Below are 22,950 nucleotides of genomic sequence, written 5' to 3'. Positions count from 1 at the left end.
TTCCAAACGGTATAAATGTCCAACCCAGTAAGGTTATATCCATTACCCCTAATACATTTTTCTACCATGACTGACCGGAGTCTGACCCGCTAATGAGCTTATTCTGGATCCCGCTTCTGCCGTTAATCGGCACCCTGGCTCCCCTGCTCAGTGAGCGCTTCGGGCGAAGTGCCTGCGCCCTGTTTACCGCCATTCTGCCCGCCGTCGCACTGGCCATGGTGATGAGTTTCACACCTCAGATCTTTGCCGGTGAAACCCTGCAGCAGAGCTTCAGTTGGATTCCGGCCATGGGGCTGGAATTATCCTTCCGGCTTGACGGCCTGGCCATGCTGTTCTGCATCCTGATCCTCGGCATCGGCCTGCTGGTCATTCTGTATGCCCGCTATTACCTGTCGCAACAGGATTCGATGGCACGTTTTTACGCCTATCTGATTCTGTTCATGACCGCCATGGTGGGGATTGTCACCGCCAATAACCTGCTGCAGTTGTGGCTGTTCTGGGAGCTGACCAGTATCAGCTCGTTCCTGTTGATCAGTTTCTGGAACCACAAGAGCGAAGCCCGCAAGGGTGCCCGCATGGCGTTGACCGTGACCGGTGCCGGCGGTCTGGCGCTGCTCGCCGGTTTACTGTTGATCGCCGATATTGTCGGCAGTTATGACCTCAGCGTGGTGCTGGCCAGCGGCGATACGCTGCGCGACCACGCCGCCTATCCGGTGGCACTGGTGCTGGTACTGCTGGGTGCCTTCACCAAGTCGGCCCAGTTCCCGTTCCATTTCTGGCTGCCGCACGCCATGGCCGCACCAACCCCGGTCAGTGCCTACCTGCACTCGGCAACCATGGTCAAGGCCGGTATCTTTCTGCTCGCGCGCTTCTATCCGGTGCTGTCCGGTACCGAACTCTGGTTCCTGATCGTCAGCCTGACCGGTCTGGCCACGCTGCTGCTGGGTGCCTACATTGCCCTGTTCAAACATGATCTCAAGGGACTGCTGGCGTACTCGACCATCAGCCATCTGGGCTTGATCACCCTGCTGCTGGGCATGGATACCGAACTGGCTGCCGTCGCCGCCATTTTCCATATCATCAACCACGCCACCTTCAAGGCCTCGCTGTTCATGGCCGCCGGCATCATTGACCATGAGTCCGGCTCGCGTGACATGCGCAAACTCAACGGGTTGTGGAAATACATGCCCCATACCGCCACGCTGGCGATGGTCGCCGCGGCTTCCATGGCCGGGGTGCCATTGCTGAACGGCTTCCTGTCCAAAGAGATGTTCTTCGCCGAAACTCTGCATCAGGTTGCCCTGGGCTCCCTGTCATGGATGGTGCCGGTACTGGCCACGCTGGCCGGGGTGTTCGCGGTCGCCTACTCAACCCGCTTCATCCATGATGTCTTTTTCAACGGCGAGCCCATTGACCTGCCGAAAACGCCGCATGAACCCCCGCGTTACATGAAAATACCGGTGGAGATTCTGGTCACTCTCTGTCTGCTGCTGGGTATTTTCCCGGCCTACATTGTTGGCGGCCTGCTGGACGCTGCATCGGCAGCAGTACTGGCCGGCAGCGTGCCGGAATACAGCCTGTCGATCTGGCACGGCTTTAACCTGCCGCTGCTGATGAGCGTCATCGCCATGGCCGGCGGCCTGATCATTTACTACAACCGCCGCCACCTGTATCAGTTCCAGGCCCAATTTCCGGAAACCGATGCCAAGCTGGTATTCGAGCGCTTGATACAGTGGTTGGTGGATGGCGCCAGCCGGGTACACAAGTTCTTTGAGAACGGCTCCCTGCAGCGTTACATGATGCTTCTGTTGCTGTTTTCGCTGGCCCTGACCGCTGGCCCGTTGATGGATCTGAACACGACGGCCGGGCTGCGTCCGCACCTGCCGATCAATGGTGTCGAGATCACGGCAGCGGTATTGCTCTGCCTCAGCGCATTGGCCACCGTGATCTGGCATCGCAAGCGCATGGTCGCCCTGCTGACGCTGTCGGTGGTCGGCCTTATCGTCTCCATCACCTTTGCCCGGTTCTCGGCCCCTGACCTCGCACTGACCCAGTTGTCGGTGGAAGTGGTTACCGTGATCCTGTTGATGCTGGCACTGTTCTTCCTGCCGCAGAAAACCCCCAAGGAATCGTCACCGCGCCGAATCGTGCGCGACATGGGCATCGCTGCGATTCTGGGTGGCATCATCGGTACCATCAACTACGCGTTGATGACACGACCACTGCACAGCATCTCCGACTTTTTCCTCGCCAACAGCAAGACCGGTGGCGGCGGTACCAACGTGGTCAACGTCATTCTGGTCGATTTCCGTGGCTTCGATACGCTGGGTGAAATCACGGTACTGGGGATCGCGGCACTGGGTATCTACAAGCTGATCGCACGCATGCGCCTGTACATGCCGGCCGGTGACGAACACGGTCGACCATGGGCCCGTGACCGTCACCCGCTGATGCTGGCCATGATCTCACAGAGCCTGCTGCCGTTGGCGCTGCTGGTGTCGGTTTACATCTTCCTGCGCGGCCATAACCTGCCCGGCGGCGGTTTCATCGCCGGTCTGGTGACCTCGGTAGCACTGGTACAGCAGTATGTTGCCCACGGCGTCGACTGGATCAAGGCACGACTGAAGCTCGACTATCAATGGCTGATCGCCAGCGGGGTGCTGATTGCGGCACTGACCGGCTTGGGCAGCTGGGCGTTTGACCGGCCCTTCCTGACCTCCTGGTTCGACTATTTCGAGCTGCCGTGGATCGGCAAATTCGAGCTGGCCAGCGCCATGCTGTTTGATCTGGGGGTTTACCTCACGGTGGTCGGTGCCACGCTGCTGATTCTTGCCAACCTGGGCAAGCTGACCACCAACCATCGTCCTACTCAGCCGGAGTCTGAATAATGGAAGCTGTCTACGCCGTCTGTGTCGGCCTGCTCACGTTCTCGGGCGTGTTCCTGTGTTTGCGCGGACGCACGTTCCCGGTCGTCATGGGTCTCACACTGCTGTCCTATGCCGTCAACCTGTTCCTGTTTTCCAGTGGCCGCCTCAAGTTCGATGGCGCCACCATTCTGGGAACTTCGTTCAGCTATGCCGACCCGCTGCCACAAGCTCTGGTATTGACCGCAATCGTGATCGGCTTCGCCATGACTGCATTCATCGTCATTCTGGCCATGCGCGCCCGTGCCGACCTTGGCAATGACCACGTCGATGGCCGTCTGCCGCCGGCACCAGAGGCAAAACCGCGTCGCAAGAAGGAGCACGCATGAGCGAACACCTCACCATTCTGCCGATCCTTTTGCCGTTGATCGGTGGCCTGCTGTTGCTGTTGCCCCCGCTGTGCAACAGCATCGAGCGCCAGCGCCTGGCGGCGTTAACGGTCGCCACGCTGACATTGATCAGTGCAGTGGCCCTGTTGCTGCAAAGCCAGGCCGAAGGCATTCAGCTGTATGTACTGGGTGGCTGGCAGCCGCCCTTCGGCATCGCCCTGGTCGCCGACCGCCTGTCTACGCTGCTGGTACTGTTGACCTCGGTACTGGGGCTTGCATCTCTGCTGTACGCCTGCGCCGGCGATGACCGCGCCGGTGCCTATTTTCACCCGCTGGTGCTGTTGCAGGTCATGGGCATCAACGGTGCCTTTCTGACCGGTGACATTTTCAACCTGTTCGTATTCTTTGAAGTGTTGTTGATCGCTTCCTATGCACTGCTGATCCATGGTGGTGGCAAACAGAAGACTCAGGCCGGTTTCCACTACGTGGCATTGAATCTGGTCGGCTCCAGCATGTTCCTGTTCGCCCTGGGTATCCTCTATGGCACTCTGGGCACGCTCAATATCGCTGACATGTCCACCAAGGTGGCAGCCCTGCCGGAAGCCGAACAGGCACTGGCCAAGGCCGGCGGCCTGCTGCTGCTGGTGGTTTTCGGCCTCAAGGCGGCGATGCTGCCGCTGCATTTCTGGCTGACCCGTACCTACGCTGCGGCCAGCGCACCGGTCGCAGCCCTGTTTGCGATCATGACCAAGGTTGGCATCTACAGTATCTATCGCGTACACACCGTAATCTTCGGTGCCAGTGCCGGTGACCTTGCGTTCATGGCGCAGCCCTGGATCTGGCCCCTAGCCCTGCTCACGCTGCTTGCAGGCAGTATCGGTGCCTTGGCCAGCCCCAACTTGCGCGAGCTTACGGCTAATCTGGTCATTGTCTCTGTCGGTACCCTGCTGGTCTCCATCGCACTGCAAAACGAACAGGCCACTGCGGCCGGGCTCTATTATCTGGTACACAGCACGCTGGTGTGTGCCGCCCTGTTCCTGATTGCCGATCTGATCGGCCAGCAACGTGGCAAGGCCGCCGACCGCTTCGTGGTCTCGCGCAAGGTACGCCAGCCGATATTGCTGGGGGTAATGTTCTTTGTCGCCGCCATGGCGGTTGCGGGCATACCACCGTTTTCCGGCTTTGTCGGCAAGGTGTTGCTGCTGCAAGCCGCACAGAACGCCACCGAGATGCTCTGGGCCTGGCCTGCCATTCTGCTCAGCAGTCTGATCACCATCATTGCGCTGTCCCGTGGCGGCACCACGCTGTTCTGGCGACGCAGCAGCGACAAGACCCAGGCAGAACCAGCATCGGCCTGGCACATCGCGGCCGTTGCTCTGTTGCTGGTGGCGGCACCACTGATGGTTGTACTCGGCGGCCCGATGACCGCCTACACTCAGGCTGCCGCCGAACAGTTGCATCAGGTGCCTGAATCCCTTCATCTGCTGTTGCCGGGAGGTCCGTCATGAGCCGCTCACGCTGGCTGCCAATGCCACTGCACAGTCTGTTGCTGCTGGTTGTCTGGCTGTTGCTGAACAACACGGTCTCTCCGGGCCATCTGGTACTGGGAACGTTTCTGGCCTTCACCATTCCGTTGCTGTGCGCCCCGCTGCAAACGCCACAGCCGCGCGTACACCGTCCGCTGCTCGCGCTGCGGTACATGTTGCGCGTACTGGGCGATATTGTGGTCGCCAATATCGAAGTTGCCGTGCTGGTCCTCGGGCCGATGCGCAAACTGCAGCCCGGCTTTGTCGCCATCCCGCTGGATATCGAATCCGAGTTGCCGATTACACTCCTGGCCAGCACCGTTTCGCTGACACCGGGAACGGTGAGTGCCGAGCTGTCTGATGATCGTCGCTGGCTCTATGTTCATGCCCTGCACCTGACCGATGAGCAGGCGCTGATCGACACCGTCAAGTCACGTTACGAAGCCCCGCTGAAGGAGATCTTCGCATGCTGAACACGGCCATCATCTTCGTCAGTGGCGTACTCTGTCTGGCACTGATACTCAACCTGTGGCGTCTGCTCAGAGGCCCGGACCTGTCTGATCGCATCCTTGCGCTGGACACCATGTACATCAACAGCATTGCGCTGATCCTGCTCTACGGCATGCACATGCGTACGGCACTCTATTTCGAATCCGCGCTGCTGATCGCCATGCTGGGCTTTGTCAGCACCGTTGCCCTGTGCAAATACCTGCTGCGCGGCGATATCATTGAATAGGATCTGTTATGAATTTCTGGGTTGAACTGCTGATAACCATTCTGCTGCTGATCGGGGGTGTTTTTGTACTGGTCGGCTCCATCGGCCTGTGCCGCCTGCCTGATATCTACACGCGCCTGCACGCGCCGACCAAGGCAACGACGGTCGGTATGGGCGGCATTCTGCTGGCCTCCATGCTGCTGATGTCCACCACTCAGGGCTACTTGAGTTTGCATGAGCTGTTGATCACCCTGTTTCTGTTGATCACCGCACCGATCACCGCACACATGCTGGCGAAAACGGCGCTGCACCATGAAAACCGGGTACTGCGCCGCACCCGTTCACAACACCTGATGAAGACCGCCCGCGAGCAGCAGCCACCGGGCTCCACCGACCATGAGTGACCGCCTGTCCACCGCTCGCCTGCAGTGGCAGGACGCCATTCCTGAATCAGAACAGTTCGGTGATATCTATTTCAATCGTGCGGGTGGCGTCGCTGAAACCGAGCATGTCTTCCTCGCTGCCAACGGTCTGCATGAACGGTTTGCCACAGCAGCACAAACGCCTTTCGTGATCGCAGAAACCGGCTTCGGTACCGGGCTAAACTTTCTCTGCGCCCGGGCGCTGTGGCTGGAACGCGCGCCCACCAACCGCCAGCTGCACTTCATCTCCTGTGAAAAATATCCGCTGACCCGCGATGATCTGGCCCGTGCATTGTCCGCCTTTCCGGCCTTTGCCGAGGGCACAGCGCAGTTGATCGAGGCCTACCCAGAGCCCGTGCCCGGGTTTTTCACCCTGCGTTTTGATGGCGGCCGTATTCTGCTGACGTTGCTGCTGGGCGATGCATTGGAGACATTGGCCCAGTTGGATGCCCGGGTAGATGCCTGGTTCCTGGACGGGTTTGCACCAGCCAAAAACCCTGAACTGTGGAACACGCAACTTTTTACCCACATTGCACGGCTGAGCACCACCGGCACAACTTGTGCGACCTTCACTGCGGCCGGACTGGTACGGCGAGGCCTTCAGGCCGTCGGGTTCGAGATCCGCAAGGTGCCGGGATTCGGCCGCAAACGGGAAATGATCAGCGGCCGCTTCGTCAGCGCCGATAACAGCCCTCATCCACCCGGGCAGCCGATCTGGTTTCAACGCCCGTTGCCAACAGCCAGCCTCACTCCTGTCGTGGTGATCGGTGCCGGGCTGGCCGGTGCAACCACGGCCCGCGCGTTGGCTGAGCAGGGCCTACGGGTACGCGTGCTCGAACGCCACCCACATCCGGCCCATGAAGGCTCCGGCAATCCCCAGGGGGCGCTTTATGCCAAGCTCCCGGCACAACCCACTGCACACAGCCGGTTCCATCTGGCGGGACTGAGCTATACCGCTGGCATCATTCGCCAGCTGCAGCATACACATCCCGCGGTCGGCGCACTCTGCGGCGTGCTCCAGCTCGCCGGTGATGATAAGGAACGGCAGCGCCAACAGCAGCTGGTTGAAACGGCAGCCTATCCCGTGTCTATCGTGCGGGCAGTCAGCGCAGCCGAAGCTGGCGTCATCGCGGGGCAGAGCTGTGCCCATCCAGGGCTGTTCTTCCCCGGTGCCGGTTGGGTCTCGCCACCGGAGTTCTGCCGGGTGCTGCTGGACCATCCGCTGATCGAATGCCATTACGCTACACCCGTCATCGCGCTGCAACGCAGTGATTCGGGCTGGCAGCTGACCGGCACCCCCTTCAGCGCCGAGCAGGTCGTGGTCTGTTGTGCCAATGATGCGCTACGCTTTGCGCAGCTTGATCACCTGCCCTTGAAACCGATTCGTGGCCAGACCACACAGGTTGTGTCCCCCGAGCACCATGCACCACTGCAGACAGTCGTCTGTGGCGAAGGCTATATTTCGCCCCCACTGGCAGGGCAGTACTGTTTCGGTGCATCGTTCAAGCTCAGGGATACCGAATTGGATGTGCGTGAAAACGAGCATCAGCACAACCTGGCGATTCTGCAACGGGCTCTGCCTCAGTTGGCCGACACATTGGCCGTATCCCCCCGGCAGGGGCGTGTCGCTCTGCGCTGCAGCAGTGCCGACTACCTGCCGCTGGTCGGCCCGGTACCGGACTTGCCTGCATTTATCCAGACTTATGCCAAACTGAGACAAGATGCCCGTTGGCCATTCGACAGTGCTCCACCCCTGCTGTCTGGACTGTTCGTCAATACCGGGCATGGTTCAAAGGGGCTGATCAGTTGCCCCATTAGTGCCCAGTTGATAGCCGCGATGCTAAGCGGATCCCCCCTGCCTCTGGAAACCGAGCTGGTCGATATACTCAGCCCGGCCAGATTCACTATCAAGAATCTGATACGTAAGACGCTATAGTTAGAAAGAGCGGCGTTTGACGCCACGGCGGAGGAAGTACATATGGCGCTTGTGATCTATGACCAGGGGTACCGTATTCAGACGCCGGTGGAATCACTGTTCCGCCAACGTGGTGTCGAAGCGATGCGTGCCAGCCAGGCAGCGGCATCCGTACCGGGCGATGATGACCCGGTACGCCAGCAACAGGAACGGGAACAGCGCATCGAGTTGTCACAGGAGCGCTTCAAACTGCGTCGCGACGACATTCACCCCGAACACAACACAACCTACCAGAAGAGTGGTCAGAAAAGTACGGTCACACCGGATGCTGCCGGTCGTCCAACACTGAAAGCCGCTCAAGTCATGTCGACCCCGGTATTGACCATCCCGCTGGAAACCAGCCTGCGTCAGGCCTGGGAATTGATGCGCGCGCAAGAGGTATCGCATCTGATCGTGGTGAATGCCGAGCAACGAGCACTGGGGCTGTTATCGCGAGAAGATGTGATTCGGCGCGGCACGGACTCGCCCATCAGTGTCAGTCAGGCATACCATACACAAATGATCGTCGCCTCACCGGAAACCGCCGTGACCAGCATTGCTGCCAGCTTTGTCCGTTACGGGATCAGCGCGATCCCGGTAATCGATACCGATGACCGACTGGCAGGCATTATTTGTCGCACCGACCTGATTCGCACCCTGCTCAACGAAGGCGGTTTGGATCGCTGGGCCTGAAGGGTGGTGGCGCAGACCTGCGGCCCGCGGCCCGAGCAGCGGCCTGTTCCAGCTCAACATCACCTTCGTCCGGTGATGGTCCACCACGGAAAAAGCGGGCAACAGCGGCAAACACCCGCTTGATTGCTCGCCACAGCCGGGGCAGTAACCAGATCAGTAACACGACAAAGGCCACCAGTGCGGCCAAAAACCACAGCGGATGGTTCAGTGCCGCCCACAAACCGCCAATCACCAGCAGATCTTCGGCAAACGAAGCGGTCCAGTTACTCAATGGCTCCGGCGATGTATTGATCATCACCCGGGTACCGGCCTTCAAGGCATGACTGCCAGCCGCCAGCGAGGCACCGGTCAAGGCAGCAGCAAGACCTACCGCAGGACTGAGCTCCCCCACTGCACCGGCGGCCAGGGCTGCGCCGGCCGGTATGCGGATAAACGTATGCAACGCATCCCAACCGGTATCGACGCCCGGTGTCTTGTCGGCAAAGAACTCAACACAGTACATGAACCCTGCCGCGATCAGTACCAGCGGATCCGCCACAATCTCCAGCCCCGGCGGCAGGCTCAGGTGGCCCATATTCGCCAGTACACCCAACATCAGCACCGTGGCGTAAAGATTGATGCCACTGGCCCAGGCCACGCCCATGGAGAGTGCGATCATCGACGTGATCTGGTCCAACTGCTCCATAGACATGTACCTCGCTGTTACTGGTCGCGCACCTGATCGGCCGGAACCACATTACATAGACCGCTCAGCTCACTGAACATCAAAACAGCCTCCCCGCGCACCAGCGCCGAGCGTACCTGGGCAATTTTTTCAGCCTGACTGTATTCCTGTTCACCATAGTCGGTGCCATCACGGCTGACAAATTCGGCCAGCAGGTTGTCCAGTGTGTCAGGATCCAGCTCTTGCCAGGGCACGATCATGACGCACTCCACTGCTGCAGTTGTTGCAGGAAAGCAGCCTCATCCAGGACCGGTACCCCGAGCTGCTCTGCCTTGGCCAGCTTGGAACCGGCACCCGGCCCCGCCACCAGCGCATGAGTCTTGCCCGACACGCTGCCGCTGACCTTGGCTCCCAGCGCCAGCAGGCGCTCTTTGGCCTGATCACGGGTCATCTGTTCCAGCGTACCGGTGATTACCCACGTCTGGCCCAGCAGCGGTTGCTGGACATCGCCCGCCGGGGTCTCCGGCTCACAACTCCAATGCATGCCAAACGCCAGCAGCTGTTGCTCCAGCGCACGAGCGGTCGCAACCCATTCCGGTCGCTGCAGGCACGCAAGCAGCCCTTCACGTGCCTTCTTGCTGAATTTGGGCAGCGCTGACAGTTGCGCTTCCGTCGCTGCCAGCAGTGATTCCAATGCCTCGAAGTGATTCGCCAATGCCTGAGCACCGGTCTTGGCAACACCGGGAATATCCAGCCGCAGAATCAGCATCTCCAGACTGATGCTGCCCTGTAGCGCCGGTGCGATGCCCGCTTCATGCTGCAGGCTAATGCCTTGCGCCAGCAGGTCGTCAATAACCTGACAGTTATGTTCATCCTGCATGAAATTATGGATCTCGTGCGCCACTTCCAGACCAATATCCGGCAACCAGGTCAGCAACAACGGATGCGCCTCGCGCAGATGCTGCAGGCTGCCCAGTTTGGCGGCCAACGCCCGCGCCGTACCCTCGCCCACTTCTGGAATACCGAGCGCGTAGATGAAGCGTGACAGGTCGACCGTGCGACTGTCGGCGATCGCGTTGTAGAGGTTCTCCGATGACAGTTGGGCAAAGCCTTCCAGCTGCAGGAAGTCGTCTACCCTCAGGCGATACAGGTCCGCTGGCGAGCGTACCAGCTCACGGCCGACCAGCAGTTCGATATTCTTTTCACCCAGACCGTCGATATCCATCGCCTTGCGCGAGACGAAGTGGATCAGCGCCTGGGTCAGCTGGGCCTGACAGGCCAGACGGCCGACACAGCGATAGATTGCGCCTTCACTGACCTGCTCGCGCCCCTTGCCGCGCTTGACCAGGCGGGTACGCTCCACATCCGAACCACACACCGGACAATGCGTCGGTATGGCGATTTCGGTTTCGTCGCCGCTACGCCGGTCTTCCAGCACCTGAACAATCTGCGGGATCACGTCACCGGCCCGACGCACGACTACCTGATCACCGGCACGCACGCCCAGACGGGCAATTTCGTCCATGTTGTGCAAGGTCGCATTACTGACTGTCACTCCACCGACAAACACCGGCTCCAGCCGTGCCACCGGGGTGATTGCGCCGGTACGGCCAACCTGAAACTCCACCGCCTTGAGCCGGGTGATCTCTTCCTGAGCAGGAAACTTGTGGGCAATCGCCCAACGCGGGGCACGGGCAACATAACCCAGCTGTTGCTGCAGATCGAGCCGATCCACCTTGAACACGATACCGTCAATGTCATACGGCAGCTGGTCACGCTTGGCGGCCAGTTCGGTATAGTAGTCACGGCAGCCTTCAAGGCCTTCAACCACCCGCATCTCGGCATTGATCTTCAACCCCCAGGCGTGCAGCTGCTGCAGACGGGCCGCATGTGTCTCGGGCAGCGAGCCACCTTCAACCACCCCCGTACTGTAACAGCAAAACTCCAGCGGACGCCTGGCGGTGATAGCCGGATCGAGCTGACGCAGGCTACCGGCAGCAGCATTACGCGGATTCACAAAGGGTTTCTCGTCGGCAGCGCGTGCCTGCTCATTCAGTCGCTCAAAACCGGCACGCGGCATGTAGATTTCACCACGTACTTCCAGTCGCTGTGGCCAGCCACTGCCCATCAGGCGCAGCGGCACCGACGGCAAGGTGCGCACGTTAAGGGTAATGTCCTCACCGGTGTAGCCATCGCCACGCGTGGCTGCGCGTACCAGCAGACCCTGCTCATACAGCAGACTGACTGCCAGGCCATCCAGTTTTGGTTCACAGGCGAAGGCCAACGGAGCAGCCGCCGCCGTTCCCAGACGCTCTTGCACTCGGCGTACAAACGCCGCCATATCTTCTTCGCCAAAGGCGTTATCCAGCGACAGCATCGGCTGTTCATGCGCAACTTCGGCAAATCCGGTATCCGGTTTTTTACCGACACGCTGGGTCGGCGAGTCAGCGCTGACCAGTTCTGGATACTCGCTTTCCAGCTGCTTCAGTTCCTGGAACAGGCGGTCATATTCACTGTCCGGGACACTGGGGTCGTCCAGCACGTAATAGCGGTAGTTATGCTGTTCAATCGCGGAGCGCAGGTACTCGGCACGGGCAGATACGGATTCAGGCAGATTCATTCGGCTTCGGCTTGTTCAAATTGGACAGGTTCAGAAACGGGTTCAGATTAAAACAAAAACGGGCCTCAAGTGGCCCGCCGTTGACGTTGCTGCATCTCGAAGTCGCGGATGCGTTCACGGTAGTGTTCTTTGGTTTGCGGCCGCATGACCGAACGGTCCTCATCAAGAAGGTCACCATCCAGATGCTTGGCAACAATTTCTGCCGTGGCCAGCATGCACTCATATGCGGTCATCGCATCAGTAGGTTCCGCCATCGACATGAAGAAGGTCACCGCCGGTGTTTCCAGTGCCTCCAGATTGGCCGGATCAAACGTGCCGGGCGCGACCGCATTGGCCATACTGAACTGGATCGGCGCGTCCGCGCTGTTGTCTTCCGGCCGATGATAGAGCGCCATTTCGCCCCATTCCATGCCACAGGCAGTAACAATCTTGTGCAGTGCAGGCCCGGGCAGGTGTGTGCCGTTACGACCAACCACCGTAATGATCAATACCTGCTCAGGGTCAGGTGGGCGCTTGAATCCACGATTGCCCGTCTCGACCTTGGCTGCGGCAGGCTCGCTTTGCGTCTGGATCGACGCCTCCTCTGCCACGTCGGCCATCACGGCTGCCGTTTCTGTGGCCCATGCGTCGGATGCTGCAGGGGTCTCCGGCGTGACCACCGATGACAATGGCGGCATGGGATGATGCGGCTCTTCCAGTGCTTCGGCATCAACTGTCTCATCGCGAGTCCTTTGGGCAACAGCGGGCTCATCCTCTGTCACTGCGTCACGTTCAGCCGCGGCACCAACACTGTCCAACAGAACCGGAATCGGCGGTTCAGACTCTGCTTCACTCCGCGCTTGTGCAACCGGTGCCGGTTTTGCTGTAGCTGCCGGAATATCGTCAAACAGCGGATCCATCTCGGCGAATGCAGACGTTGTCTCCTTGGCCTCAGCAAAACGGTCCTCGGCAAAGCCGGGCTCTACCCGTGGCGGGGTTGCTACCGGCACCTCACGGTCACGCACACGTGCACCACCGTTCGGTAGTTCCGGATTACTTTGCTTCGGCTCTTCTTCGGTCAATTCGGACAGGGTCCGGTCGATTTCCAGCCGCAACCGATTCCGGTTGGCGCTGACTCGCCGCCAGCCGTCAACCAGAATCAGAATTACAATCAGTACACCGCCGATGATGAGCCACTCGCGTAGACTGATATCCATGTTGTCGCCTTACCCTGTTGTTGAATCGCCGGAAGATTACTGTACCACTTGATCAATGACCAGTGTAACAGGCTCGGAACCGGCTGTAGTAGACACCGAATCAAGTGTGCCTTCAAAATCACCCGCCTGCGGCTGCGGCTGGCCGGACAGACTGATACGGGCACTAACCTCGACTTCGGTCTGTGACGACAGACGTGCCTGTGGCGTCATCGCCATCGAATCATTGAGTTCAATGGTCAGCGGCAGGTCCTTGACCTGACGTTTCACCGCCGCCAATGGCATGCGTCCACCGATGGGACGGGCAAAGATGAATACAGTCTGTTCCGGATCAACCTGTGCCAGCAGCTCAGGTGACAGTGACACCTGCAGGGTGATACCCGCCTGAGCCAGTTCCGGCAGATCCGGTACCGGCTGACCGGCGGCAATCAACTCGTCACGGGCACGCTGAAGACCACTGCGCAACGAGTCAGCCGCCGCGCCATCGGCGTTGATCAGCGCCTTGCGCCAGTGTTCGATCGCGGCGGTATAGTCCTGCTGCTCATAGGCATCAATACCCAACAATCCAAGTGCGGCAATTTCATAGGGTTCACGCGCCAAGGTTGCATCAATGCGTGTCCGTATCGCTGCATCCATTTTCCCGTCGTTGGCAAAATACATCGCCTGCGCCAACTGGCCCATCACGCTGGCATACTGCGGCGCATCTTCCGGCAGGTAGATGAGCACCTGCTCAAAGGCCGCCACACCGGCCGTATAGTTGCCGGTATTCATATGGGTATTGGCCAGCAGATACCAGCCTTCAGGGTTTTCCGGTTCAGCATCGAGCTGCTGTTCCAGTGCCGTCAGCGCCTGTTCCAGCGTTGGCTGCTCACCGCTGCCCGGTGCCGGCATATTCAGTGCCACGGCCAACTCGTCAGCACGACCCAGGTGGTTGTACAACCCCAGTGCCGCCGCCGGAATCATCAGCGCCAACAGAGTGACGGCCACCAGCTGCGGCTGGCCCAGCGGAGTCCGTACTGCAGGCTGATCAACCGGCTGATCTTCAACATCGATCAACAGGTTGCGTTCGAGCTCCAGCTTCAGAATGGCAAACTCCGCATCGGCCAATGTGCCCTGCTCGCGTTCCTTTTCCAGCTCGGCCAGACGTTCACGGAAAATGTCGATATTTTGCTGCTGCCGTCCGGCCGCTTCCGAGCGCGCTCGGCGCTGGTAACACAGCACTGGCCAAAACATGATGACGATGGCGATCAGTGTCAGAACACCAATACCGATCCACAAATTAATCATTGATCAGAATCCCGTTGCAGTAACGTGTTGAGGCGATCTGCCTCGCCCGTGCTGAGTCCTTCGCTGGCTTTATAGCCACTACCGGTCATTGGCTTTTCAGTCGCCTCTACCTTGCCCTGGCGGCGGTTACGGCTGATCAAAACAACGACCAATATGCCGACACCCAAGAGCACAAACGGGCCATACCAGAGCAGCCAGGTGGTTTCGTTGACCCGAGGCCGGTACAGCACGAAGTCGCCATAGCGCGTCACCATGAAGTCGGCAATTTCGTCATTCGACTCGCCCGATTCAAGCATGCGGTGGACTTCACGCCTCAGGTCCGTGGCCAACGGCGCATCGGAGTCGGCGATGTTCTGGTTCTGACATTTGGGACAACGCAGCTCGTGGGTCAGCTCATGAAAGCGTTTTTCATTCTCCTGATTGGAGAACTCGTAGGCATCAATGGTTGCGTAGGCCGACAACGGCAACAACAGCAACAGCATCTGGACGAAACGAATCATTGTGCGCTCTCCTGTTCGACCTGAACCATTACCTGCTTAAGCGTTTTCCACACCTCGGCATCCACCGCACCGACATGGCGGTAACGTACGGCACCCTGGGTGTCCAGCACGTAGGTTTCCGGCGCGCCGTAAACCCCCATATCCAGACCCAGCGAGCCCTGCTCATCCAGGATAACCAGCGCGTAGGGGTTAAGGTAGCGGCGCAGCCACTCCCGCGCCTTGCCCGGTTCGTCCTTGTAGTTGATGCCATAGATGGTCACGCCCTCATCACGTGCCAAGCGATTGAGAAAACCGTGTTCTTCCTTGCAGGTCGGGCACCAGGTTGCCCAGACATTGAGCAGCGCAACCTCACCCTTGAGATCATCCGGCGTCAGTATACGGTTCGGCTCCGTCAATGACGGCAACTGGAACGCAGGGACCGGACGTTGCTCTTCCGCCAGCTTCGAAGGCAACTCACGCGGATCGAGCGACAGCCCGATCCACAGGAAGACACCCAGCAGGATGAAGAGGGCCAGCGGGATAAATGCAAACAGCTTACGATTATTCATCTCGACCTCTCACTTTCAGGCAGCTGCCGGGCGCAAGCGTTTACGATATCGCGGGTCCGATGCCGCCAACAGACCGCCAAAGGTCATCAGCAATCCACCCAACCAGAGCCAGCGCACATACGGTTTGTACTGCAGGCGGACAGCCCAGGCACCGTTTTCACGCGGCTCGCCCAGAGCCACATACAGGTCACGGGTAAAGCCAGGGTCGATCGCCGCTTCGGTCATGACGTTGCCGCGCGCCGTATACAGACGCTTCTCGGGATACATTTCGGCATAAGGTTCGTCACGGTACAGAACCTTGATCTGCCCCTGGTCCGAGGTGTAGTTCGGACCTTCGACGTGCTTGCTGCCTTCAAAGATGAAGGTGTAGTCACGGAAGGTCATCGAATCGCCCGGCTGCATGCGCAGGTCACGCTGTTCACTGTAAACTGATACCAGTGCGACCCCGACGACCAGTACAGCCACACCCAGGTGCGCCAACTGCATGCCGTAATAGCTGCGGCTCTGTTTGAACAAACCGGCCAGCTTTTCGCTGCGGTGACGCAGACGGTTGTACTGGTCACGCATACCGGTCAGCACGACCCAGCAGGCAAGCACAATACCCAGCGTCACCCAAGGCGCAAGCTCACCGGAGTAGGACCAGGTCAGTGCCATACCGATCAGGACTGCGGCTACACCCGGCAACCACAGCTGCTGTGCCAGCATCTTCAAGGAGGTCTGCTTCCAGCGGCTGATCATGCCGATGCCCATGAACACCAGCATGATCGCCATCAGCGGCACAAACAGCGCATTGAAGTACGGCGGGCCCACGGACAGTTTGCCCATGCCCAGCGCATCGATAATCAGCGGGTAAATGGTACCCAGCAACACCATCGCACAGGACACGACCAGCAGCACGTTATTGACCAGTAACAGACTTTCACGCGACAGCAGGCCGAAACTGGACTCGCTGCGCATCTGACCGGCCCGGAAGGCGTACAACAACAGGGAGCCGCCAATAACCACCACCAGCATAATCAGAATGAACAGGCCGCGCTCCGGGTCGGACGCAAAGGCGTGGACCGAGGTCAGCACACCGGAACGCACCAGGAAGGTACCCAACAGGCTTAGCGAGAAGGCAAAGATCGCCAGCAGTACGGTCCAGCTTTTGAACACGCCACGCTTTTCGGTTACCGCCAGACTGTGAACCAGTGCGGTACCCACCAGCCACGGCATCAGTGAAGCGTTTTCGACCGGATCCCAGAACCACCAGCCGCCCCAGCCCAGTTCGTAATACGCCCACCAACTGCCCAAGGCGATGCCCAGAGTCAGAAACGCCCAAGCAACGGTTGTCCAGGGGCGCGACCAGCGTGCCCAGGCCGCATCCAAACGGCCGCTGAGCAGTGCCGCAATGGCGAAGGCAAAGGACACGGCAAAACCGACATAGCCCATATACAGCATAGGCGGATGGACGATCAGGCCGAAGTCCTGCAGCAGCGGGTTCAAGTCCGCGCCTTCCTGCGGAAAACCGGGCAGATAGCGTTCGAACGGGCTGGAGGTAAACAGAATGAACAGATAGAAACCGATCGCTATCCAGCCCATGACCGCCAATACGCGGGCGACAATGTCCTGGGGCAGATTGCGGCTTTTGAGCGCAACGGCCAGCGTCCAGGCTGCCAGAATCAGTACCCAGAGCAGCAGTGAACCCTCATGCCCGCCCCAGATGGCGCTGAGCCTGAAGTACCACGGCAACGCCGTATTGGAGTTGCTGGCAACGTAGACAACCGAGAAATCGTTGTACAGAAATGACCACCCCAGACAGAGGAAACTGACCAGCGTGAAGAAGAACATGCCCTTGCTCAGGGGACGGGCAAAATCCATCCACAATGCATTGCCACGCGTCGCGCCGACCAGCGGCACCGTCGCCAGCAGTATGGACAGACAGAGTGCCAGAATGAGGGCGTATTCACCCAGTTCCGGTATGATCATTTATTGAACTCCTGGCCTTCCGGCATCGGCATCTTGCCCGCTTTTGCCAGTGCTTCCGCCACCTCGGGTGGCATGTAGTTTTCATCATGCTTGGCCAGTACTTCGACCGCATCCAGCACGCCGTGCTCATTCATGGAGCCTTGCGCCACAATTCCCTGCCCTTCACGGAACAGGTCAGGCAGAATGCCGACATATTCAACTGTGACCGTTTTGTCGTAGTCGGTAATTTCAAAACTGACGAAGAGCGAGTCGGGATCACGCTTGATACTGCCTTCCACCACCATGCCACCGGCACGAATACGAGTGTCCTGTGGGGCTTCACCCGCTGCAATCTGGGTTGGCGAATAGAACAGGTTAATGTTCTGGCTCAAGGCGAACAGGGTCAGGCCAACAGAGATGCCGACGCCGACCACTATGAACAGAACAAGAAACAGGCGCTGCTTTCGTTTCGGTGTCATCGTATTCCCTCCTCGCGGCGCAAACGACGTTTCTGCTCGGCCAACAAACGGTCACGGTTGAGCCTGGGAATGATCAGGTTGGCGGCCAATATCACCGCACCCAGGCCATAGCTCAGCCAGACATACAGGCCATGGCCACCCATGGATACAAACTCGGAGACGCTGTTAAAACTCACCTCGACCTCACTGTTTATTGAGCAGTTCGCGCACCCAACCGGTACGCCGCTCACGCCAGATAATTTCATTTCGTAGCCGCTGCATCAGGCTGACCGCAAAGAAGCAGTAGAAACCGATGACCATCACCAGTAGCGGCAACCACATCTCGACCGGCATCGCCGGTTTTTCGGTCAACGTGAACGTGGCTGGCTGATGCAGAGTGTTCCACCACTCCACCGAATACTTGATGATCGGGATATTCACCAACCCGACCAGTGCCAGCACAGCAGACGCCTGAGCAGCAGTGGACTCGTTTTCGATCGCGGAGTTCAATGCCATCACCCCCAGATAAAGAAAGAACAGGATCAGCATTGACGTCAGACGGGCATCCCAGACCCACCAGGAGCCCCAGGTCGGCTTGCCCCAGATGGCACCGGTCAGCAAGGCCAGCACCGCCATCGATGCACCGATGGGTGCCGCCGACTTGAGCACCATGTCAGCCACCTTCATTTTCCAAATCAGGCCGACCGCACCGGCAACCGCCATCAGCATATAAGCCGACTGGGCCAGAATGGCCGCTGGCACATGCAGATAGATGATGCGAAAGCTATTACCCTGCTGATAGTCTGCCGGGGCAAACAACAACGCCCACACTGTCCCACCAAGCAGCAAAAGTAATGTCGTCCCCATGAACCAGGGCAGCAGTTTGCCGGTTATCTGGTAACACCAGCGCGGCGAGGCGAGCTGATAGAACCAGCGCGGTATCCATTTTTTCTCGGCCATAATCTCTCTTCTTGTTAACTACTGATCGATATCCGCAAGGCTGCACTGATCGCCAACGGTGCCAATACCAGCGCCAGCGCCAGCAATGCGCCCAGCAGCGCCAGATAGCCCCCCAGCGGCAGCCCGGTAACGGCAGCCTGCACGGCACTGGAACCAAAAATCAGCACCGGTATATACAGCGGCAGGACCAGCAGGGAGATCAACACCCCCCCTTTTTTAAGTCCCACCGTCAGTGCTGCGCCAATGGCACCCACCAGACTCAATGTTGGCGTACCCAGCAGCAGACTCAACATCAACCCCGGCACTCCCTCGGCGGGCAAAAACAGCATCATGCCCAGCAGTGGTGCCATCAGCGTCAATGCCAGTCCGGTCATCATCCAGTGCGTGACCACCTTGGCCAGCACCACAATGAACAGGGGCTGCGGACTCAGCAACAGCTGCTCCAGCGAGCCATCTTCATAGTCAGAGCGAAACAGGGCGTCCATCGACAGCAAGGTCGCCAGCAAGGCCGCGACCCAGACCACCCCCGGTGCCAACTGCGCCAGAAAACCGGGGTCCGGGCTTACCCCCAACGGGAATAACGTGGCCACCATCAGGAAAAAAATCAACGGATTGACCAGATCGCTTTTGCGCCGGAACGACAGCAGACATTCACGCCGGCAAGTCGCTACAAACAGACACCCAATGCCCTGCTGCCCGGAATTAGTCTTCATCTCCATGTCGAAGTTCCCGCCAGCTGGTCCAGATTGATCTTGCGGACCGGGCCCTTAATGCCCAGTTCATGATGTGTCGTCAAAATTACGCTGCCACCACGCTGCGCATGCTGCAGCAGCAGTTGTTCCTTGGCGGCCACCCCACGCTTGTCGATGGCCGTGAAAGGTTCGTCGAGTATCCACAAGGGTGCGTGGCTCAGATACAGACGCGCCAGGCTGACGCGGCGATTCTGGCCTGCCGACAAGGAATGGCACGGCACATCTTCATAACCTTTCAAGCCGACCTGCTCCAGCGCACCAGGGATGGTGCTCGCATCGATGGCCGGACTTAATGCGGCATACCAGCGCAGGTTCTCCTCTGGCGTCAACACCGCCTTGACCCCTGCCTGGTGGCCGAAATACAGCAGATCGCGGCAGAACTGCTCACGCACCTCCTCGACCGGCTCGCCGCGCCAGAGAATATCACCTTCATAATGACGCGAGAGCCCACTGAGAATGCGCAACAGTGTCGTTTTGCCACTGCCGTTCTGCCCTTCTATCTGGACGATCTCACCGGCCTCGAGCGTAAAACTCAGCTGATCAAACAGCACCCGGTCATCACGTTCGCAAAAAAGTTTGTGTACTGTTAACAGCTGTTCAGACAAGCTCAGACCCTTTAAAAAACGCGTAACTGGCCGATAATGAGTTGAAGCGCCATTATATACAGATTGGCGGACCACCGTCAGGCTCAACTTTTTGTCAGCATGGAGTGAACGGGTGCTACCCACAACCCCGGTTTCAAATGGTACCGCCCGCAGCAACAGCAGCCCGTCACTGGAGCAGTTGCTGCCCTCGGGTGGGCGCGAACTGCCCGCCGTGGTCAAGCAGGTGGCCGCCGGTGATGCTGGCGGCAAGGTATTTCGCATCCAGGTCGAGGCCAACAACCGCTTGCTGGAACTGATCAGCCGCGCCCCGCTGAATGCGGGTGATCGGGTCACTCTGAGCCGCTCACCCGCCGGTGAGTTGCTGCTGTCTCTGCTCGCACCCACACGCCCGAACACATCACCCAATGCAGCAGCAGGGCGGCCTGCTCTGCTGCTGCAAGCCTCGGCCGCCCAAGTGCCACAACTGCAACAGTCACTACCACTGAATACGCCTCGACCGGCGCAGGTGATCAGTTCGACACCCACTCCATCGCCAGCACCCGCGCCAGTGGACACCTCCGCGCCTCAATCCACACGCCCTGCTGCGCCGGCGTCAAACCCAGGTCCGGTTCAAAACCCAGTGCAGCGCTCCGTCACGCCCACGCAGGGACAACCAAACACACCACAGACAACAGTGCCACCGAACTCAAGGCCCGGTACACCCGCCAATGGAGCGCAAACGGCCGACAACAAAGCCAGCGTTGGCGGCGGCAGTTCCGCTGCGGCACGGCCTGAGGTCGCCGCGCCAGCGCCAGCCGCCAAGGTGCAAGTCTATCGCGCACAGCTGCAACAGATGACCTCGATGACACCGTCTGCGCCGCAGCCCACCTCACTCGCCACGCCTGCAACTGTTGCCTCGCCCGCATCGACCGTGACCACAGCCCAAAGCCCACCCTCCGCGCAGGCACCGGCTAACACACAACCCGGCCCGCTACCGACGCAGGGCGGGCGTTCAGCACCAGCACCCATGCCAGCAGCGTCACCGGCAACCAGTACAACAGCCTCGCGCCCACCAGCTCCCACGCCGACCACTGCGGCCATACCCGCCCGTGTCAGCCATTCGGGCAACACCCTGCTGCAGACGCTGGGACAACAGCAAGTGCGCCAGGCGCAGCCACACCTGGTACAGCTGCGCATAGACACCCAACAGCTGCAGCTGCTCAGTCCACGTCCTCTACAGGCAGGGCAACAGGTCATACTCACCCGCACCAGCGCTGACCAGGTACAGCTGAGCAGTCCACCACCCATAGAAGCCATCACCCAACGGCCCGCCAGTCAGGTCGCCCTGCAGAACGCCCTGCGTGAAGCACTGCCGCAGCAAATACCCTTCGGCGATGCACTTAACCAGCTGGTACAACTGAGCCAGGCACCGGCAACACGCAGTAACAGCGCCATCAATCAACTGGTCCAATCCATGCTCAGCCTGTTCAGTGTGACGCCCGGTGACCCGGGTGCCGAACACAGCATCAAACGCAACCTGCAACAGGGAGGGCTGATGACTGAATCGCAACTGGCACGTTCAGCCCCCGGTGACAAACCAGCGGCAGATATCAAGCAGCATTTGGGCCAGTTACTGAAGGCCGCCGAACAGTTGCCGAACGAGGCTCGCCAACAGATGCTCCGTCTGGTCGATGCGTTGCAGGCGCGCACCACCACCCAGCAAGTCAGCAGCTTACAGGGATGGCGGGACCAGCCCGATGGTACTCAGGAGCGCGTGTACCGCCTAGATTTGCCGATCCGGCAGGCAGAACAGCATGAGACCGCTGAGTTGACGATCCACGAACACCGCAAACCGCGACCGGATGATGAACCACTCACGTCCTGGAGCGTAGCGCTCCACTTTGACCTGCAACATCAGGGCAGCGTCGATGCGCGCCTGAGCCTGCAGGAAGGCTGGCGTCTGCAGCTGCAGTTCTGGGCGGAGTCGGCAGCCACGGTACAGCGTATTGAGCAGCAACTGGAACCCTTTACCCGAGACTTGAGCGAGAAGGGCTTTATCATCGATCATATTCAGGCACGGCTGGGGGCCCCGAGCCAACCGGCGCTTACCGATATCCAGCGACGACTGGTGGACGTGCATACATGAAACGGGAACAGCAGGAACGCAGCGCGATCGCGCTGAGTTATGACCAGGAGGCCACCGGGGCACCACGAATTGTCGCCAAGGGTCGGGGGCTTATTGCAGAACAGATACTGGCGCTGGCGGAAGAACATGACATCCATATTCACCAGAGTCCGGAGTTGATCGAAGTATTGATCCGCATGGAACTTGGCGATGAAATTCCTGAAGCTCTGTACCGCGCGATTGCCGAGGTTATTGCCTTTGCCTATGGTTTGAAGCAGACAGAAACCGCCGGTCAGTGACGCCGCTGTTCAGGCAGCAGCTCACTGCTGTGCAGTTCACGGTGCAGCAGTGCCATGAGTTCAGCTTCCGGTCGACCGATGCCACAGTTGCGCACCAAATCATCCACTGACGCGCCCATTTCCATCAGCTTGGCCGCCTGATTGTAGGCCAGCACGCCTGGGTCACGGTTTTCCAGTTCCTGCTGTTTTTCCACGGTGATATTCAGCTTGCGCTCAATAGCCATCAGGCGCTTACCCATGCCGATGGAGCCGTTGGTCATCGCCCGGATTTCATTACGCAATACGTTGATCAAGGCCTGATGCTGACGTTCCTGACGCTTGAGCCGCACCCAGACATAGATACAGATACCAGCCGCCATGCAGGCGACCAGTGTCAGTAACAACATGAAGAAAAGCGAATAGTCAGCCACACCCGTGTCCAGATCCGTTTACATACCCGCAGCCTGCAGG

General features: G+C 59.3%; 24 protein-coding genes. 10 read left to right on the top strand and 14 right to left on the bottom strand.

Annotated elements, in window-relative coordinates; genetic code table 11:
* Nucleotides 1–92 precede the first annotated feature (92 nt).
* From CLV44_RS13040 to CLV44_RS13005, 8 genes are read left to right on the top strand one after another with little or no spacing between them, the layout of a single operon-like run.
* Nucleotides 93–2,888, top strand: a complete 2,796-nt coding sequence (locus CLV44_RS13040; RefSeq protein WP_106592555.1) for a monovalent cation/H+ antiporter subunit A — start codon at nucleotides 93–95, stop codon at nucleotides 2,886–2,888.
* Nucleotides 2,888–3,253: a Na+/H+ antiporter subunit C gene (locus tag CLV44_RS13035; RefSeq protein WP_106592554.1), complete on the top strand. Its 366-nt coding sequence runs from the start codon at nucleotides 2,888–2,890 to the stop codon at nucleotides 3,251–3,253. Before CLV44_RS13040 ends, CLV44_RS13035 begins: the two co-directional genes overlap by 1 nt.
* Nucleotides 3,250–4,761 (top strand): monovalent cation/H+ antiporter subunit D, encoded by a 1,512-nt coding sequence (locus tag CLV44_RS13030; RefSeq protein ID WP_106592553.1) that lies wholly within the window; start codon nucleotides 3,250–3,252, stop codon nucleotides 4,759–4,761. Before CLV44_RS13035 ends, CLV44_RS13030 begins: the two co-directional genes overlap by 4 nt.
* Complete coding sequence (locus CLV44_RS13025) at nucleotides 4,758–5,252, top strand: Na+/H+ antiporter subunit E (RefSeq protein ID WP_106592552.1); 495 nt, start codon at nucleotides 4,758–4,760, stop codon at nucleotides 5,250–5,252. Before CLV44_RS13030 ends, CLV44_RS13025 begins: the two co-directional genes overlap by 4 nt.
* Nucleotides 5,246–5,515, top strand: coding sequence for a K+/H+ antiporter subunit F (locus tag CLV44_RS13020; protein ID WP_106592551.1), 270 nt, complete (start codon nucleotides 5,246–5,248; stop codon nucleotides 5,513–5,515). The genes CLV44_RS13025 and CLV44_RS13020 overlap by 7 nt, the downstream gene beginning before the upstream one ends.
* 8 nt (nucleotides 5,516–5,523) lie before the next feature.
* A complete protein-coding gene (locus CLV44_RS13015) occupies nucleotides 5,524–5,898 on the top strand; it encodes a Na+/H+ antiporter subunit G (protein WP_106592550.1) in 375 nt (124 codons plus the stop codon).
* On the top strand, nucleotides 5,891–7,852 hold the full coding sequence (mnmC, locus tag CLV44_RS13010) for a bifunctional tRNA (5-methylaminomethyl-2-thiouridine)(34)-methyltransferase MnmC2/FAD-dependent 5-carboxymethylaminomethyl-2-thiouridine(34) oxidoreductase MnmC1 (RefSeq protein WP_106592549.1): 1,962 nt from the start codon (nucleotides 5,891–5,893) through the stop codon (nucleotides 7,850–7,852). Before CLV44_RS13015 ends, mnmC begins: the two co-directional genes overlap by 8 nt.
* Nucleotides 7,853–7,894: 42 nt before the next feature.
* Nucleotides 7,895–8,563, top strand: a complete 669-nt coding sequence (locus tag CLV44_RS13005) for a CBS domain-containing protein (protein WP_106592548.1) — start codon at nucleotides 7,895–7,897, stop codon at nucleotides 8,561–8,563.
* Here CLV44_RS13005 and CLV44_RS13000 read toward each other — a convergent pair.
* The 13 genes from CLV44_RS13000 to ccmA form a co-directional block, all read right to left on the bottom strand.
* The gene (locus CLV44_RS13000; protein ID WP_106592547.1) at nucleotides 8,532–9,248 is read right to left on the bottom strand and encodes a DUF4126 domain-containing protein; all 717 of its coding nucleotides are present in this window, start codon (nucleotides 9,246–9,248) and stop codon (nucleotides 8,532–8,534) included. The genes CLV44_RS13005 and CLV44_RS13000 overlap by 32 nt on opposite strands.
* 17 nt (nucleotides 9,249–9,265) lie before the next feature.
* A complete protein-coding gene (locus tag CLV44_RS12995; protein ID WP_106592546.1) occupies nucleotides 9,266–9,487 on the bottom strand; it encodes a YheU family protein in 222 nt (73 codons plus the stop codon).
* Entirely contained in the window at nucleotides 9,484–11,847 is a 2,364-nt protein-coding gene (gene ligA / locus CLV44_RS12990; protein ID WP_106592545.1) for an NAD-dependent DNA ligase LigA, read from the bottom strand. Before ligA ends, CLV44_RS12995 begins: the two co-directional genes overlap by 4 nt.
* 65 nt (nucleotides 11,848–11,912) lie before the next feature.
* On the bottom strand, nucleotides 11,913–13,043 hold the full coding sequence (zipA, locus tag CLV44_RS12985; RefSeq protein WP_106592544.1) for a cell division protein ZipA: 1,131 nt from the start codon (nucleotides 13,041–13,043) through the stop codon (nucleotides 11,913–11,915).
* A gap of 36 nt (nucleotides 13,044–13,079) precedes the next feature.
* On the bottom strand, nucleotides 13,080–14,327 hold the full coding sequence (ccmI, locus tag CLV44_RS12980) for a c-type cytochrome biogenesis protein CcmI (RefSeq protein WP_106592543.1): 1,248 nt from the start codon (nucleotides 14,325–14,327) through the stop codon (nucleotides 13,080–13,082).
* Nucleotides 14,324–14,827, bottom strand: coding sequence for a cytochrome c-type biogenesis protein (locus tag CLV44_RS12975; protein ID WP_106592542.1), 504 nt, complete (start codon nucleotides 14,825–14,827; stop codon nucleotides 14,324–14,326). The genes ccmI and CLV44_RS12975 overlap by 4 nt, the downstream gene beginning before the upstream one ends.
* Complete coding sequence (locus CLV44_RS12970) at nucleotides 14,824–15,375, bottom strand: DsbE family thiol:disulfide interchange protein (protein WP_106592541.1); 552 nt, start codon at nucleotides 15,373–15,375, stop codon at nucleotides 14,824–14,826. The genes CLV44_RS12975 and CLV44_RS12970 overlap by 4 nt, the downstream gene beginning before the upstream one ends.
* 15 nt (nucleotides 15,376–15,390) lie before the next feature.
* Nucleotides 15,391–17,340 (bottom strand): heme lyase CcmF/NrfE family subunit, encoded by a 1,950-nt coding sequence (locus tag CLV44_RS12965; protein WP_106592566.1) that lies wholly within the window; start codon nucleotides 17,338–17,340, stop codon nucleotides 15,391–15,393.
* Entirely contained in the window at nucleotides 17,340–17,801 is a 462-nt protein-coding gene (ccmE, locus tag CLV44_RS12960) for a cytochrome c maturation protein CcmE (protein ID WP_106592540.1), read from the bottom strand. Before ccmE ends, CLV44_RS12965 begins: the two co-directional genes overlap by 1 nt.
* Nucleotides 17,798–17,977 (bottom strand): heme exporter protein CcmD, encoded by a 180-nt coding sequence (gene ccmD, locus CLV44_RS12955; protein WP_106592539.1) that lies wholly within the window; start codon nucleotides 17,975–17,977, stop codon nucleotides 17,798–17,800. Before ccmD ends, ccmE begins: the two co-directional genes overlap by 4 nt.
* 7 nt (nucleotides 17,978–17,984) lie before the next feature.
* Nucleotides 17,985–18,740, bottom strand: coding sequence for a heme ABC transporter permease (locus CLV44_RS12950; RefSeq protein WP_106592538.1), 756 nt, complete (start codon nucleotides 18,738–18,740; stop codon nucleotides 17,985–17,987).
* A 14-nt stretch (nucleotides 18,741–18,754) separates the two neighbouring features.
* A complete protein-coding gene (gene ccmB / locus CLV44_RS12945; RefSeq protein WP_170069347.1) occupies nucleotides 18,755–19,453 on the bottom strand; it encodes a heme exporter protein CcmB in 699 nt (232 codons plus the stop codon).
* Complete coding sequence (gene ccmA / locus CLV44_RS12940; RefSeq protein ID WP_106592537.1) at nucleotides 19,450–20,097, bottom strand: cytochrome c biogenesis heme-transporting ATPase CcmA; 648 nt, start codon at nucleotides 20,095–20,097, stop codon at nucleotides 19,450–19,452. The genes ccmB and ccmA overlap by 4 nt, the downstream gene beginning before the upstream one ends.
* A 112-nt stretch (nucleotides 20,098–20,209) precedes the next feature.
* On the opposite strand from ccmA, the gene fliK reads away from it, so the two are divergent.
* Together fliK and CLV44_RS12930 are read left to right on the top strand one after the other, a co-directional pair.
* Nucleotides 20,210–22,222, top strand: a complete 2,013-nt coding sequence (gene fliK, locus CLV44_RS12935) for a flagellar hook-length control protein FliK (RefSeq protein WP_106592536.1) — start codon at nucleotides 20,210–20,212, stop codon at nucleotides 22,220–22,222.
* Nucleotides 22,219–22,500, top strand: a complete 282-nt coding sequence (locus tag CLV44_RS12930; protein WP_106592535.1) for an EscU/YscU/HrcU family type III secretion system export apparatus switch protein — start codon at nucleotides 22,219–22,221, stop codon at nucleotides 22,498–22,500. The genes fliK and CLV44_RS12930 overlap by 4 nt, the downstream gene beginning before the upstream one ends.
* On the opposite strand, the gene CLV44_RS12925 is transcribed toward CLV44_RS12930, so the two are convergent.
* Entirely contained in the window at nucleotides 22,494–22,910 is a 417-nt protein-coding gene (locus CLV44_RS12925) for a DUF2802 domain-containing protein (RefSeq protein WP_245912689.1), read from the bottom strand. The genes CLV44_RS12930 and CLV44_RS12925 overlap by 7 nt on opposite strands.
* Nucleotides 22,911–22,950 lie beyond the last annotated feature (40 nt).

Source organism: Marinobacterium halophilum, from assembly GCF_003014615.1.
Lineage (GTDB): Bacteria > Pseudomonadota > Gammaproteobacteria > Pseudomonadales > Balneatricaceae > Marinobacterium > Marinobacterium halophilum.
The sequence above is the reverse complement of the archived record's forward strand: the minus strand, read 5'-3'. Positions and strand labels throughout refer to the sequence as shown.